At 70.3% G+C, this 12,497-nt stretch carries 12 protein-coding genes; 2 read left to right on the top strand and 10 right to left on the bottom strand.

The features are described 5' to 3' along the window. The first annotated feature begins 59 nt into the window (after positions 1-59). Complete coding sequence (locus AC1Q7O_RS14980; RefSeq protein WP_492657895.1) at positions 60-974, top strand: LysR family transcriptional regulator; 915 nt, start codon at positions 60-62, stop codon at positions 972-974. Here the strand turns inward: AC1Q7O_RS14980 and AC1Q7O_RS14975 are convergent. The 3 genes from AC1Q7O_RS14975 to AC1Q7O_RS14965 all read right to left on the bottom strand — a co-directional run bounded on the left by AC1Q7O_RS14975 (position 936) and on the right by AC1Q7O_RS14965 (position 3,410). After that, positions 936-1,955 (bottom strand): SGNH/GDSL hydrolase family protein, encoded by a 1,020-nt coding sequence (locus tag AC1Q7O_RS14975; RefSeq protein WP_492657894.1) that lies wholly within the window; start codon positions 1,953-1,955, stop codon positions 936-938. The two genes, AC1Q7O_RS14980 and AC1Q7O_RS14975, sit on opposite strands and share 39 nt — an antisense overlap. Before the next feature lie 169 nt (positions 1,956-2,124). After that, positions 2,125-2,838 carry an energy transducer TonB family protein gene (locus AC1Q7O_RS14970; protein WP_492657893.1) on the bottom strand — a complete coding sequence of 238 codons (714 nt, stop codon included), beginning with the start codon at positions 2,836-2,838 and terminating at the stop codon, positions 2,125-2,127. 158 nt (positions 2,839-2,996) lie between these two features. Next, complete coding sequence (locus AC1Q7O_RS14965; RefSeq protein ID WP_492657892.1) at positions 2,997-3,410, bottom strand: MerR family transcriptional regulator; 414 nt, start codon at positions 3,408-3,410, stop codon at positions 2,997-2,999. Between the two features lie 40 nt (positions 3,411-3,450). Between AC1Q7O_RS14965 and AC1Q7O_RS14960 the strand changes: the two genes are divergently transcribed. Next, positions 3,451-4,509: an MBL fold metallo-hydrolase gene (locus AC1Q7O_RS14960; protein WP_492657891.1), complete on the top strand. Its 1,059-nt coding sequence runs from the start codon at positions 3,451-3,453 to the stop codon at positions 4,507-4,509. A 239-nt stretch (positions 4,510-4,748) separates the two neighbouring features. On the opposite strand, the gene AC1Q7O_RS14955 is transcribed toward AC1Q7O_RS14960, so the two are convergent. The 7 genes from AC1Q7O_RS14955 to AC1Q7O_RS14925 are packed head-to-tail and all read right to left on the bottom strand — an operon-like array spanning position 4,749 to position 12,433. Then, positions 4,749-5,558 carry a M48 family metallopeptidase gene (locus AC1Q7O_RS14955; RefSeq protein ID WP_492657890.1) on the bottom strand — a complete coding sequence of 270 codons (810 nt, stop codon included), beginning with the start codon at positions 5,556-5,558 and terminating at the stop codon, positions 4,749-4,751. Between the two features lie 5 nt (positions 5,559-5,563). Then, the gene (locus AC1Q7O_RS14950) at positions 5,564-6,358 is read right to left on the bottom strand and encodes a lysophospholipid acyltransferase family protein (RefSeq protein ID WP_492657889.1); all 795 of its coding nucleotides are present in this window, start codon (positions 6,356-6,358) and stop codon (positions 5,564-5,566) included. Beyond that, entirely contained in the window at positions 6,358-7,002 is a 645-nt protein-coding gene (gene gmhB / locus AC1Q7O_RS14945; RefSeq protein WP_492657888.1) for a D-glycero-beta-D-manno-heptose 1,7-bisphosphate 7-phosphatase, read from the bottom strand. The genes AC1Q7O_RS14950 and gmhB overlap by 1 nt, the downstream gene beginning before the upstream one ends. Positions 7,003-7,015: 13 nt before the next feature. Next, on the bottom strand, positions 7,016-9,151 hold the full coding sequence (gene glyS, locus AC1Q7O_RS14940; protein ID WP_492657887.1) for a glycine--tRNA ligase subunit beta: 2,136 nt from the start codon (positions 9,149-9,151) through the stop codon (positions 7,016-7,018). Next, complete coding sequence (gene glyQ, locus AC1Q7O_RS14935) at positions 9,151-10,083, bottom strand: glycine--tRNA ligase subunit alpha (protein ID WP_492657886.1); 933 nt, start codon at positions 10,081-10,083, stop codon at positions 9,151-9,153. The genes glyS and glyQ overlap by 1 nt, the downstream gene beginning before the upstream one ends. A gap of 29 nt (positions 10,084-10,112) precedes the next feature. After that, positions 10,113-11,555 (bottom strand): apolipoprotein N-acyltransferase, encoded by a 1,443-nt coding sequence (lnt, locus tag AC1Q7O_RS14930; RefSeq protein WP_492657885.1) that lies wholly within the window; start codon positions 11,553-11,555, stop codon positions 10,113-10,115. Further along, positions 11,552-12,433: a CorC family transporter gene (locus AC1Q7O_RS14925; RefSeq protein WP_492657884.1), complete on the bottom strand. Its 882-nt coding sequence runs from the start codon at positions 12,431-12,433 to the stop codon at positions 11,552-11,554. Before AC1Q7O_RS14925 ends, lnt begins: the two co-directional genes overlap by 4 nt. Between the last annotated feature and the right edge of the window lie 64 nt (positions 12,434-12,497).

The following is a 12,497-nucleotide window of genomic DNA, read 5'->3' as shown; positions in this document are numbered from 1 at the left end:
CAGCACCAGAAGCCGTCGATTTGCATAAGATTGTTCCACTGATGGATCAATGAGGCCGTATGGAACCCGATGCCGATGACTTGCTGCTGTTCGCCCGCGTCATGGAGGCCGGCAGCTTCAGCCGTGCCGCCGAGCGCGTGCACTGGCCCAAGAGCACCGTGTCGCGGCGCATCGCGGCGCTGGAGGCGCGGCTGGGCGAGAAGCTGCTGCAGCGCTCCACGCGGCGCCTCGCGCTGACCGACTTCGGCGCCGGCGTGCTGGAGCACGCGCGTGTCGTGGCCGCCGAGGTGGACGGCGCACTGGCGCTGGCGCTGCACCGCCAGCGCAAGCCCAGCGGCCGGCTGCGCGTCAGCATGCCGGCGGACTTCGCCGAACGCGTGGCCGCCGGCATGCTGGGCGAGTTCGTGCGGACCTATCCCGAGGTGCAGCTGGAGCTGGACCTGACGCCGCGGCGCGTGGACGTCATCGGCGAGGGGTTCGACCTGGCCATCCGCATGGGCCAACTGGACGACGACAGCCAGCTCGCCGCGCGTAAGCTGGCAACGACGCACTGGGGGCTGTACGCGTCTGTCGACTACCTGGCCCGCGTCGGCGAGCCGCTGTTGCCGCAGGCGCTGGACGCCATGCACGGCCTGATGCTGCGCAGCCGCACCGGCGAGCCGGTGCCCTGGCATCTGCAGCGCGACGGTGCCGAGCCCTACGTCGCCAACCCGGCCCAGCGCACGCTGGCCAACTCGCCCAGCCTGCTGGCGCAGATGGCGCTGGACGGCGTGGGCATTGCCGGCGTGGACCGGCTGCTGGTGCGCCACTCGGTGGAGCTGGGCCGGCTGCAGCGCCTGCTGCCGGCGTGGGAGCTGCCCGGCTCCAGCTGCTGGGCCGTGTTCCCGGAGCGGCGGCTGATGCCGCTGCGCACCCGGGTGTTCCTGGAGGCGATGTCAGCGCTGCTGCAGGCGTGCCCGACGCCGGGCGCCTAGCGCCACGACGCCCAGCCCCAGCGCCATCAGGGCGGTGGTGGCCGGCTCCGGCACGGCGGTGGCGAACACGGCTTCGGCGAGGCGTTGCTGGCCCAGCGTGGTCGGGTGCACGCCGTCCCAGAACAGGGAGGTCGACTCGTCGCAGGCGTTGACCGCTGCCCCGCAGGCATGCAGCACGTCGCTGAACCCCGACGCGGGGCCGGCGGCGACGGCGGCCGTGAGGAAGCTGAACGTGTCGAAGATCTGCACGGGGCTGCCCTGCAGTGCGCTACCCAGCGCCTGGTTCATGGCCTGGCTCAGCAGCGTGCTCTCGGTACTCAGGCCGGCGCCGCGGATCCACGGCGTGAGGCCGTAGTTGGGGACGTTCAGCACCAGCACGTGGCGGGCACCGGCCTGCATCAGGTCCTGCGCCTGCGTGGCGATGTCCTGGGCGTAGGCCGTGGCGGTGCTCGTGGCGAGCGCGGCCAGGTCCGTGGTGGGCGTCACCTGGTCCAGCAGCACGCGGATGTTGTTGCCGCCGCCAGCCAGCACGTACAGCGCATTCGGGTCCGCCAGGTGGTTCACGGTGCCCATGTACGAATTGAGCTGCGTGCGCATGCTCGGCGGGAAGCCGCTGACGCCGGGCAGGTCGGCGCCGTCCGTGCCCGTCTGTGCGCCACCGTAGGCGTAGTTCGTGCCGCCCAGCATGGACGGCGCCAGCGACACACCCATCGACTGGGCGAGGTACTGCGTCCACACCGGGCCGTTGGAGTAGGTGCCGAAGCTGGACGGGATCTGGGTGCGCGTGCTGTCGTCGGTGATGACGACGCCCGGCACCGGCAGGTTCAGGGACGCGTAGTAACGAGCCAGCAGCGCGGCGTTGTTGCCACTGTCCGACAGGCTGTCGCCGAACACGACGAGGCTGGAGTACGCCGATGCGGTCAGTGCCGACGCGCAAAGGCCAAAGCCCGCGATGGCGCGGGCGAGCAGGCGGATGGACATGGAGACTCCCTTGAATATGCGGCAAAGAAGATGCCGTCGGGCAGCATCTTCAGTGCATTCAAAAGCGTCAAGAGACTTCAGTTGTAACCGCTGGCATCGGCCGCGCACTGTGGCGCTCGTGCCATGCCGGCGGGGCTGCCGTGCCGGCCTGGCACCAGGCCGGGGCGCGTCAGTCGTCCGTGTTGTTGAACGCGAACTCGATGGCCACCTCGCGCGGCGCCTTGATGGGTTCGAAGCGCCACTGCCGCACGGCGTCGACGGCCGAGATGCCCAGCCGGCTGTGGCTGGCGGCGATGGTCTCGGCCTTGCTGACCGTGCCATTGGGCGCCACCGTGAACTTCACGCGCGCAAAGCCGTCGCGGAAGGCGACCTGCTGCATGGCCCGCGGGATGCTGGGGTTGACCCGGGACAGCAGCTTGAGCGGCACCTCTTCCTCCTCGGCCGCCGGCGGCGGCGGGGGCGGCGGTTCCACGGCCGCGACGGCCGTGGGGATGGGCGCCGCCGGCGCGGGGGTGGGCGACGCCGCGGCCACCAGCACCGGGGCCGGTTCGGGCTCGGGCGGCGTGGCCACCGTGGCGGCGGCCTGCACCGTGGCCGGTGCGGTGGCTGGGGTGGCAGCCGGCTTGGGCGCGGCCGCCACCGGGGCGGCCACGGGCTTGCGTGCCACCGGGGCCGGGGCGGGCGGCGGAGGTGGTGGCGGCGGTGGGGGGGCGTTCGTCGGCTGGCGGTTGGCGCCCTTGTCGCCGTTGAGCTTGATCCAGTGGAAGACGGCGTCCGCCGCCTTCTGCGCGCGCTCCAGCCCGTTGCCGGGCTTGGGCGGCTCCGTGGTCTGGGCGCCGGCGGGCTGGCCCAGCAGCAGCAGGGCGGTCGCAACGGCAGTCAATTCGAGCGTTAGGGCAGTACGCGGTCCGGAGCGCATGGCAGATTCACGTGAGCGAATTGGGGGGAGGGGCGGGGGCCGACTCTAGTCAAGCCTGGCCGCCGTGACAGCGGGGTTTGCCCCGCGAAACGTGCAGTTTCCTGCGCGTTTGCGGCAAACCGTCACGCCGGCCCGAGCAGCGCGCGACAGCGCTTCTCGTGCTGGCGGATCTCTCCCAGCGTGACCTCGATGTCGTCGCGCTGCTGCTCCAGCTGCTCGCGGTGGCGCGCCAGGATGGCGAGGAAGGCCTTCAGCTGCGGTGCGGCGCTGGCCTGGCTGTCGTACATGTCGACGAGCTGCTTGATCTCCTGCAGCGCCAGCCCCAGGCGCTTGCCGCGCAGCGTCAGCTTCAGCCGCGTGCGGTCGCGCGGCGTGTAGACGCGGTTGCGGCCCTTGCGGCCCGGCTCCAGCAGGCCGGCTTCCTCGTAGAAGCGGATGGCGCGCGGCGTGATGTCGAACTCGGCGGCGAGCTCGGTGATCGTGAAGGTCGGCTGCTGCGGCTCGGTCGCGGCGGAGACAGACTTGCGGGGGGGCATGGCTACACTGAATTGACGTAAACGTCAGTCTAGGGCCGTCATGGGCAATCCGAGAGAGTCTGAACTTCACTACCCCCTGGGCGAAACCCTGCCCCAGCCCGGCGAGGCGCTGGACCTGGCGCCCGGCGTGCGCTGGGTGCGCATGGGTCTGCCGTTCGCGCTGGACCACATCAACCTGTGGCTGCTGCGCGATCGCATCGATGGCCGCGAGGGCTGGACCATCGTCGACTGCGGCATTGCCAGCGACGACACGCGGGCCAACTGGGAGAAGGTGTTCGCCGAGCGGCTGGACGGCCTGCCGGTGCTGCGCGTGATGGCCACCCATTTCCACCCCGATCACCTGGGGCTGGCCCATTGGCTCACCGAGAAATGGGGCTGTCGTCTCTGGATGAGCGCGACGGACTTCAACCTCGCCCGGCTGGCCAGCAGCTCCACCGTGGGCATGGGCGGCGCCAGCGCGGCGGCCTTCTTCGGCAGCCACGGGCTGATCGACCCGGACTCGCTGGACAAGATCCGCGCCCGCGCCGACTACTACCCGAAGATGGTGCCGGTCGTGCCGTCCGCCTACCGGCGCCTGATGGATGGCACGACGGTGGAGATCGGTGGGCGCAGCTGGCGCTGCATCGCCGGCTACGGCCACGCGCCGGAGCACATCAGCCTGTTCTGTGACGACGCCAAGCTGCTGATCTCCGGCGACATGGTGCTGCCGCGCATCTCGACCAATGTGTCCGTCGTCGACGTCGAGCCTGAGGCCGACCCGCTGACGCTGTACCTGCAGTCGCTGACCCGCTACCTGGACCTGCCCGCCGACACGCTGGTGCTGCCGTCGCACGGCAAGCCCTTCACCGGCCTGCACGAACGCATTGACCAACTGCGCGAGCACCACGACGAGCGGCTGGCCGAGGTGATGGCGGCCTGCCGCGCCGAGCCCACGCATGCTGCCGGGCTGCTGGGTGTGCTGTTCAAGCGCAAGCTGGACCTGCACCAGACCACGTTCGCGATGGGCGAGGCCATCGCCCACCTGCACGCGCTGTGGCTGCACGGCGGCCTGACGCGCAACCTGGGCGACGACGGCGTGTACCGCTTCTCGGCGGTCTGAGTCGCCCACAAAGAAAAACGCCGCCCCGGATGCTCCGGCGGCGGCGTTCATTTTTTGCCCGGTACCTTCTCTCCCTCTGTGCTGCTGGCGTCAGGCCAGCTGGCGGGTACCCGTGGTGACAGCGTCGGGGCGAAGTGTTGCTGAACGTGAACGGCTCATTGCCATGTCGGCGAGGGAATATTCACTTGCAATCCATTTCAGTGGCCGCGCCCGGCCGGCCGCTCCCGAGCCCAGGGGGCTCACTGGACCACGATGGATTCTTCCCGCAGCGCCTCGCGGGAGCGCTCGAAGTCGGGCAGCACCGAGCGCACCGTGTCCCAGAACGCCGGGCTGTGGTTCATCTCGCGCAGGTGGGCCAGTTCATGGGCGACCACGTAGTCGATGATGGCCGGCGCGAAGTGGACGAGGCGCCAGTTCAGCCGGATGGAGCCGTCGGCGCTGGCGCTGCCCCAGCGTGTCTGCGCGGAGGACAGCCGCAGCGACTTCATCGCCACGCCCAGCTGCGCGGCGAAATGCCGGCAGCGCGGCAGGAAGTCTTCCTTGGCGCGGGCCTGCAGCCAGGCCTGGGTCAGGTCACGGATCTGCTCGGCCGCGGCACCATGCGGCAGCGGCAGGCGCAGCTCACGTGTCGCCTCGTTCCACACGACCTCGCGCTCGCCGGGGGACACGGCCAGCGTCAGCGGCTGGCCCAGGTAGGGCAGGCGGCCGCCGTCCACCCACTCGATGCGGGCGGCCTGCACGCGCTGCTGGCGCTCGCGCTGCTCGACGAGCTTGCGCAGGATCCAGTCGCCCTTGTGATGCAGCGCGCGTTCGATCTCGGGGATGGGCACCCAGCGCGGCGCGCTGACGCGCAGCCCCTGCGGGCCGACGACGAAGCCGATGCTGCGCCGCCGCGCGCGCTTGAGTTCGTAGCCGATGCGGTGCTGGCCCAGGTAGAGCTCGCGCCGCGAGCGCGCGGCGCCCGGGTCGGCAGGCTCGACGTCGGCCACCGCCTCGAACAGCGACAGCTGGCTGTCCTGCAGGAGCGGGGCCGGGCGCTTGGGCGGCATGGACGTCAGTGCTGGTTGGCGGTGCCGGCCACGCCGGCGGGCGGAGGGTTGCGGTAGGCCTCCGGGTCGAGGCGGCGCATTTCGCTCTCGATCCAGTCCTTGACCTCGTTCATCAGCTCCGCCGGCGCGCGGCCCTCGGGGCGGATCTGGCGGCCGATGGAGATGTCCACGATGCCGGGCTTGAGCAGGAAGCTCTTGCGCGGCCAGCAGCGCGCGGCCGTGGCGGCGATGGGCACGACGGGCAGGCCGGCCTCGATGGCCAGGCGGGTGCCGCCGGTCTTGTAGTCGCCCACCTCGCCGCGTGCGATGCGCGTACCCTCGGGGAACATGATGACCCAGTTGCCCTGGCCGCCCAGGCGCTTGCCCTGCGTCAGCACCTTGTTCCAGGCCTCGGTCCGGCGGCCGCGGTCGATGTGGATCATGTCCATGCGGGCCATGGCCCAGCCGAAGAACGGCACGTAGAGCAGTTCGCGCTTGAAGACATAGGCCAGCGGGTGGCTGAACAGCGCCGGGTAGGCGAAGGTTTCCCACGTGCTCTGGTGCTTGGACAGCAGCACGACGCCGGCGCGGCGGTCCGACGCCGGCGGCAGGTTCTCCATGCCCTGGATGCGCCAGCGGATGCCGCAGATGATGCGCGCGCTCCAGATGGCGAGCTTCAGCCAGCCGGCGCAGGCCCAGTAGATGGGGTCGCCGCGGCGGAAGATGGACAGGATGACGACCGCGGTAGCCCAGGGGATGACCGTGACGATGAGGACGAGGACGAAGATCAGCGAGCGGATGGCGCTCAACAAGTTGGACATCAGAGCAGGTCTCCGGCCTGGGTATCGGGGGTGAGGGCCTGGCCGCGCTGCTCGGCGACGCGGCGGCGTTCTTGCTGGATGAGGGTCTCGGCGAAGCTCATCAGGTCGTCGTGCACGCGGGCGCCCGGCACCTGCACGAGCAGGTTGGCGAGTTCGTCGGTGCTGAGGCTGCCGAACGGGCCGGTCAGCACCAGGTGCGGGATGCAGCCGGCGTTCTGCGCCGTCAGCAGGTCGGTCAGCGACGCGCCGACCATGTGCACGTCCGGCAGCTCCACGTCGAAGCGCTCGCCGATCTGCTGGATCAGCCCGGGCAGCGGCTTGCGGCAGTCGCAGCCTTCCTCGGGCGTGTGCGGGCAGAAGAAGGCCGCGTCCAGCCGCCCGCCTTTTTCGGCCAGCAACTGGTTCAGCCGCAGGTGCACGGCGTTCAGCGACGCCATGTCCAGCAGGCCGCGGCCAATGCCGGCCTGGTTGGTGGCCAGCACGGTGTGCCAGCCGCTGTGGTTCAGGCGGGCGACGGCTTCCAGCGCGCCGGGCAGCGGGTCGAGCTCCTCGGGCGCCTTGACGTGGTCGTCGCGGTAGCGGTTGATCGTGCCGTCGCGACCGAGGATGACCAGCTTCATGCCGTGGGCGTGGTCGGCGCGCATCGTGGGCACGGGCTCAGGCCGCCAGCCGCGACAGGTCGGCCACGCGGTTCATCGCGGCATGCAGGCGGCCCAGCAGCGCGAGGCGGTTGGCGCGCAGCGCCGGGTCCTCGGCGTTGACCATGACGCCGTCGAAGAAGGCGTCGACCGGCGCCTTCAGCGCGGCCAGGGCCTTCAACGAGCCGGTGTAGTCATGCTGCTCGAACAGCAGGTCGGCGGCGGGCTGCACCTCGGCGATCGCGGCGGCCAGCGCCTGCTCGGCGGCTTCCTGCAGCAGCGCGGGCTGGATCTCGGTCGGCAGCTCGCCCTCGACCTTCTTCAGGATGTTGCCGACGCGCTTGTTGGCGGCGGCCAGCGAGGCGGCTTCCGGCAGCGCGGCGAAGGCCCGCACGGCCACCAGGCGCTTGGGCACGTCGCCCAGGCGCGTGGGCGCCAGCGCCAGCACGGCGTCGACTTCCTGGGCGCTGTAGCCCTGGTCGCGCAGCGAGACGGCCAGGCGGTCGGCGAAGAAGCCGAGCAGCGCCTCGCGCGGATTGGTGATGAGCTCGCCGAACGGCGGCACGGCGGCGTCGATCAGCGCCGGCAGCTCCAGCGGCAGGTTCTTCTCGACGAGGATGCGGATGACGCCCAGCGCGTGGCGGCGCAGTGCGAACGGGTCCTTGTCGCCGGTGGGCAGCTGGCCGATGCCGAACAGGCCCACCAGCGTCTCCAGCTTGTCGGCCAGCGCGACGACCGTGCCGGTGTGGTTGCGCGGCAGCGCGTCGCCGGCAAAGCGGGGCTTGTAGTGGTCCTCGATGGCGATGGCGACGCCGTCGCGCAGGCCTTCGTGGCGGGCGTAGTAGCCGCCCATGATGCCCTGCAGCTCGGGGAACTCGCCGACCATGTCGGTCAGCAGGTCGCACTTGGCGAGGCTCGCCGCCTGCTTGACCTTGCTGTCCAGCACCTTGAACTCGTCGTCCGCCTCCACCGTGTAGGGCAGCGTGGCCATGCTGAGCTGCTGCACGATGGCATGCGCGATGGCAGCGACGCGTTCGGCGCGTTCGCCCTGCGAGCCCAGCTTGCCGTGGTAGACCACCTTGGCCAGGCCGGGCAGGCGGTCTTCCAGCTTCTTCTTGCGGTCCTGGTCGAAGAAGAACTTGGCGTCGGCCAGGCGCGGGCGCACGACGCGCTCGTTGCCGCCGGTCACGGCGGATGCGTCGGCCGGCGCGATGTTGCTGACGACGAGGAAGTGGCGTGTCAGCTTGCCTTGCGCGTCCAGCAGCGGGAAATACTTCTGGTTGGCCTTCATCGTCAGAATGAGGCACTCCTGCGGCACGGCGAGGAACTCGGCCTCGAACGCGCAGGTCAGCACGTTGGGACGCTCGACGAGCGACGTGACTTCGTCCAGCAGCGCGTCGTCATCGATGGGCGTGAGGCTCAGCGCATCGGCGGCGCCCTTGAGCTGGCGCGAGATCTCGGCGCGGCGCTCGGCAAAGCTGGCGATGACGGCGCCCTGCTCGAACAACTGGGCGGCATAGCTGTCGGCGTTGTCGACACTGACGGTGGGCTGCGCGGCCTCGAAGCGGTGGCCGCTGGTCGTGCGGCCCGACGTCAGGCCCAGGGCCTGGACGGGCACGACGTCGGCGCCGTGCAGCGCGATCAGGCCATGCGCCGGGCGCACGAACTTCACGTCGGTCCAGCCGTCGGCCAGCTGGTAGGCCATGACCTTGGGGATGGGCAGCTTGGCCAGCGTCTCGTCCAGCGCCTTCTGCAGGCCTTGCGCCAGCGTCGCGCCGGGCTGGATGCTGTCCCAGAACAGCGCCTCGGCCTTGCCGTCGGGCTGGCGCTTGAGCTGCGGCACCGCCTCAGGTCCGGCGCCGATGGCGGCAAGCTTCTTCAGCAGCGCGGGCGTGGCCTGGCCGTCGGCGGTGAGGGCCACGGCGACTGGCATCAGCTTCTGCTGCACGGCCTTGTCGGCGGCCTTGGCGGCGACATTGGCCACGTGCACGCCGAGGCGGCGCGGCGACGCGAACGACGTGACGGCGGCATCCGCGGCGGCCAGGCCCTGGGCCTTGAGGCTGTCGGCCAGCACGGCGGCGAAGGACTCGCCCAGCTTCTTCAGCGCCTTGGGCGGCAGCTCTTCGACAAACAGTTCAACGAGCAGGTTGGTCATCAGGCGGCCGCCTTCTTGCTGTTCTTCAGTTCGATCTGTGCAACGACCTCATCGGCCCAGGCCTTCGGCGCCATCGGGAAGCCGAGGCGCGCACGGCTGTCGAGATAGCTCTGCGCCACGGCGCGCGCCAGGTTGCGGATGCGGCCGATGTAGGCGGCGCGTTCCGTCACCGAGATGGCACCACGCGCGTCCAGCAGGTTGAAGCTGTGGCCGGCCTTCAGCAGTTGCTCATAGGCGGGCAGCGCGAGCTTTTCGACCATCAGCTCCTGGCTCTTGCGCTCATGCGCGGCAAAGGCCGACAGCAGGAAGTCCACGTCGCTGTGCTCGAAGTTGTAGGTCGACTGTTCGACCTCGTTCTGGTGGAACACGTCGCCGTAGGTCAGGCCGTCGGTGTAGACCAGGTCGTACACCGATTCCTTGCCCTGCAGATACATGGCCAGGCGCTCCAGGCCGTAGGTGATCTCGCCGGTGATGGGCTTGCAGTCGATGCCGCCGACCTGCTGGAAGTAGGTGAACTGCGTCACCTCCATGCCGTTCAGCCACACCTCCCAGCCCAGGCCCCAGCAGCCGAGCGTCGGGTTCTCCCAGTCGTCCTCGACGAAGCGCACGTCGTTCTTCTTCAGGTCGAAGCCGAGCGCCTCCAGCGAGCCGAGGTACAGCTCCAGGATGTTGGCCGGCGCGGGCTTGAGCACGACCTGGTACTGGTAGTAGTGCTGCAGGCGGTTGGGGTTCTCGCCGTAGCGGCCGTCCTTGGGGCGGCGGCTGGGCTGCACGTAGCCGGCCTTCCACGGCTCGGGGCCGAGGGCGCGCAGGAAGGTGGCGGTGTGGCTGGTGCCGGCGCCGACTTCCATGTCGTAGGGTTGGAGCAGGGCACAGCCCTGTTTGGACCAATAGTCCTGAAGCGTCAGGATGATTTGCTGGAAGGTCAGCATGGGGCAGGTGAGAACAGGGGTGGCCGATTCTATTGGGCGGCTCTGCGCACGGCCGCCAGCGCCAACAGGGACAAGATCCACAGCGGCCACAGGCCCAGCGCCGCCAGCCAGCGCGCGTAGGGCGTGGCGCCGCTGCGGCCTTCCACCTCGGCCTCCAGCACGCCGCGCTGCAGCGCCGGCAGGCGGGCCGTGATGTGGCCCCGGTGGTCGACGACGGCCGTGGCGCCGGTGTTGGTGGAGCGCGCGACGGGCCGCTGGAACTCCAGCGCGCGCATCTGCGAGAACTGCAGGTGCTGGTCCTGGATCATCACGGTGCCGAACCAGGCCAGGTTGCTGACGTTGATGAACATCGTCGCCGCTTCGGGCCCGACGGCGCTCTGCACGACGTCCTCGCCGAACAAGTCCTCGTAGCAGATCAGTGGCCGCAGCTTCTGGCCGGCGACGGCCCAGGGGCGCTGGTGCTGGCCGCGGGCCTGGTCGTCCAGCGGGATGTTCATCGCGCGCACGAACCAGCCGAAGCCCGGCGGGATGAATTCGCCGAAGGGCAGCAGGTGGCGCTTGCCGTAGTGGTAGCCCGTGCCCAGGCCGACGACCGAATTGACGAAGCCTTCGTCCGCATTGCCCAGGAAGGTGCCCAGCAGCGCCGGCCGCTCGGGGCGGGACAGGCGCACCAGCGTGGCCCGGTCCAGCTCGGCCAGCGGCAGCGGCACGACGGATTCGGGGGTGATGACGACCTGGCCCTGCGACGACTCGACAAGCCGGGTCAGGATGTCCAGGTTGGCGCTGAAGCGCTCGGCGTCGAACTTCTGGTCCTGCGGAATGCTGGGCTGCACCAGCGACAGTGCGACGCGGCCGCTGGATGTCGTGAAGTCCTGCGGCAGCAGCACGCCGGCCAGCGGCAGCAGCAGCGCCGGCACGCCCCAGGGCCAGTCGCGCGCCTTCAGTAGCACCAGGCCGGCCGCCGCCAGCGCGGCCAGCGCCGTGATGCCGTAGACGCCCACCCACGGCGCCCAGCCCGCCAGCGGGCCGACCGTGTGCGCATAGCCCGACGCGATCCACGGGAAGCCGCTGAACCAGGTGGCCCGCGCCAGCTCCGCCAGCAGCCAGGCCGGCACGAGTGCCAGCAGCCGCCAGCGCCCCGGCGCGATGAACCGGGCCGTCAGGCCCAGCGCCAGCGCGTAGTAGCTGCTGAGGAAGGCAGCCAGCAGGGCGACGGCCAGCGCCGCGGCAACCCACGGGATGCCCCCGAACTGGTGCATGCTGATGTGCAGCCACCACAGGCCCGACGCCAGCCAGCTCCAGCCGAACAGCGCGCCGCCCAGCGCGGCCGCCTTGGGCGTGGCGCGGGCGACGGTGCCGAACAGCAGCGCCAGCGCGGCGATCTGGGCCCACCAGGCGTCGGTGGGGGCGAAGGCTGCGGTCTGCAGCAGCCCGGCAGCCAGCGCAATGGCCGCGGCGACCGCGGGCCTCACGCCGCGGACTCGTCGTCGGGTGCCCGCGTGACCTTGAACCAGCGCACGGCGCCGCCGCGCGTCAGCATGACGGCGAAGTTCAGTCCGCCCACGCGCACGGACTCGCCGCGGCGCGGCACGCGGCCATGCTCGTGGGCGACCAGGCCGCCGATGGTGTCGAAGTCGTTGTCCGGCAGGCTCAGGCCGAAGGCGCCGTTGACGGTGGCAATGGTCGCGTCGCCGGCCACGCGCTGCGTGCCGTCGGCCAGCGTGTAGATGCCGGTGTCGGAGCTCTGCTCGTCGAACTCGTCCTCGATCTCGCCGACGATCTCCTCCAGCACGTCCTCGATGGTAATGAGGCCGGCCGTGTTGCCGAACTCGTCGATGACGATGGCCAGGTGGTTGCGGTTGGAGCGGAAGTCGCGCAGCAACTCGTTCAGGCCCTTGCTTTCGGGCACGAAGACCGTGGGCCGCAGCAGCGCACGCAGGTTCAGCTCGGGCGCGCGCTGCATCTTCAGCAGGTCCTTGGCGAGCAGGATGCCGATGATGTTGTCGCGCGTGCCTTCGTAGACCGGAAAGCGCGAGTGGCCGGTGTCGATGACGATGCCCAGCAGTTCGTCGTAAGGGGCATCGATGTCCAGCAGGTCCATGCGTGGCGCCGCCACCATGGCGTCGCCGGCCGACAGCTCGGCCATGCGCAGCACGCCTTCCAGCATCTGGCGCGATTCGGGCTCGATCAGCTCGCGCTGCTCGGCGTCGGCCAGGGTTTCGATGAGTTCGGTCTTGGAGTCGGGGCCGGGGTGCAGGAACTCCAGCATGCGCTCCAGCAGGCCTCGGGCCTCGGGCGGGTGTTTGGCGGCCCCGCGAACTGGGGGCCGGCCTGAATGCGGTTCGCTCAAGGGGCGCTGTCAGGGTATTGCGGAAGGGACAGAATAGCCGATTGGTTTGACAAGCCCCGTCACC

Source organism: Roseateles sp. GW823-FHT07B05 (genome assembly GCF_058794515.1).
This window is presented reverse-complemented; position numbering and strand designations above follow the sequence as displayed.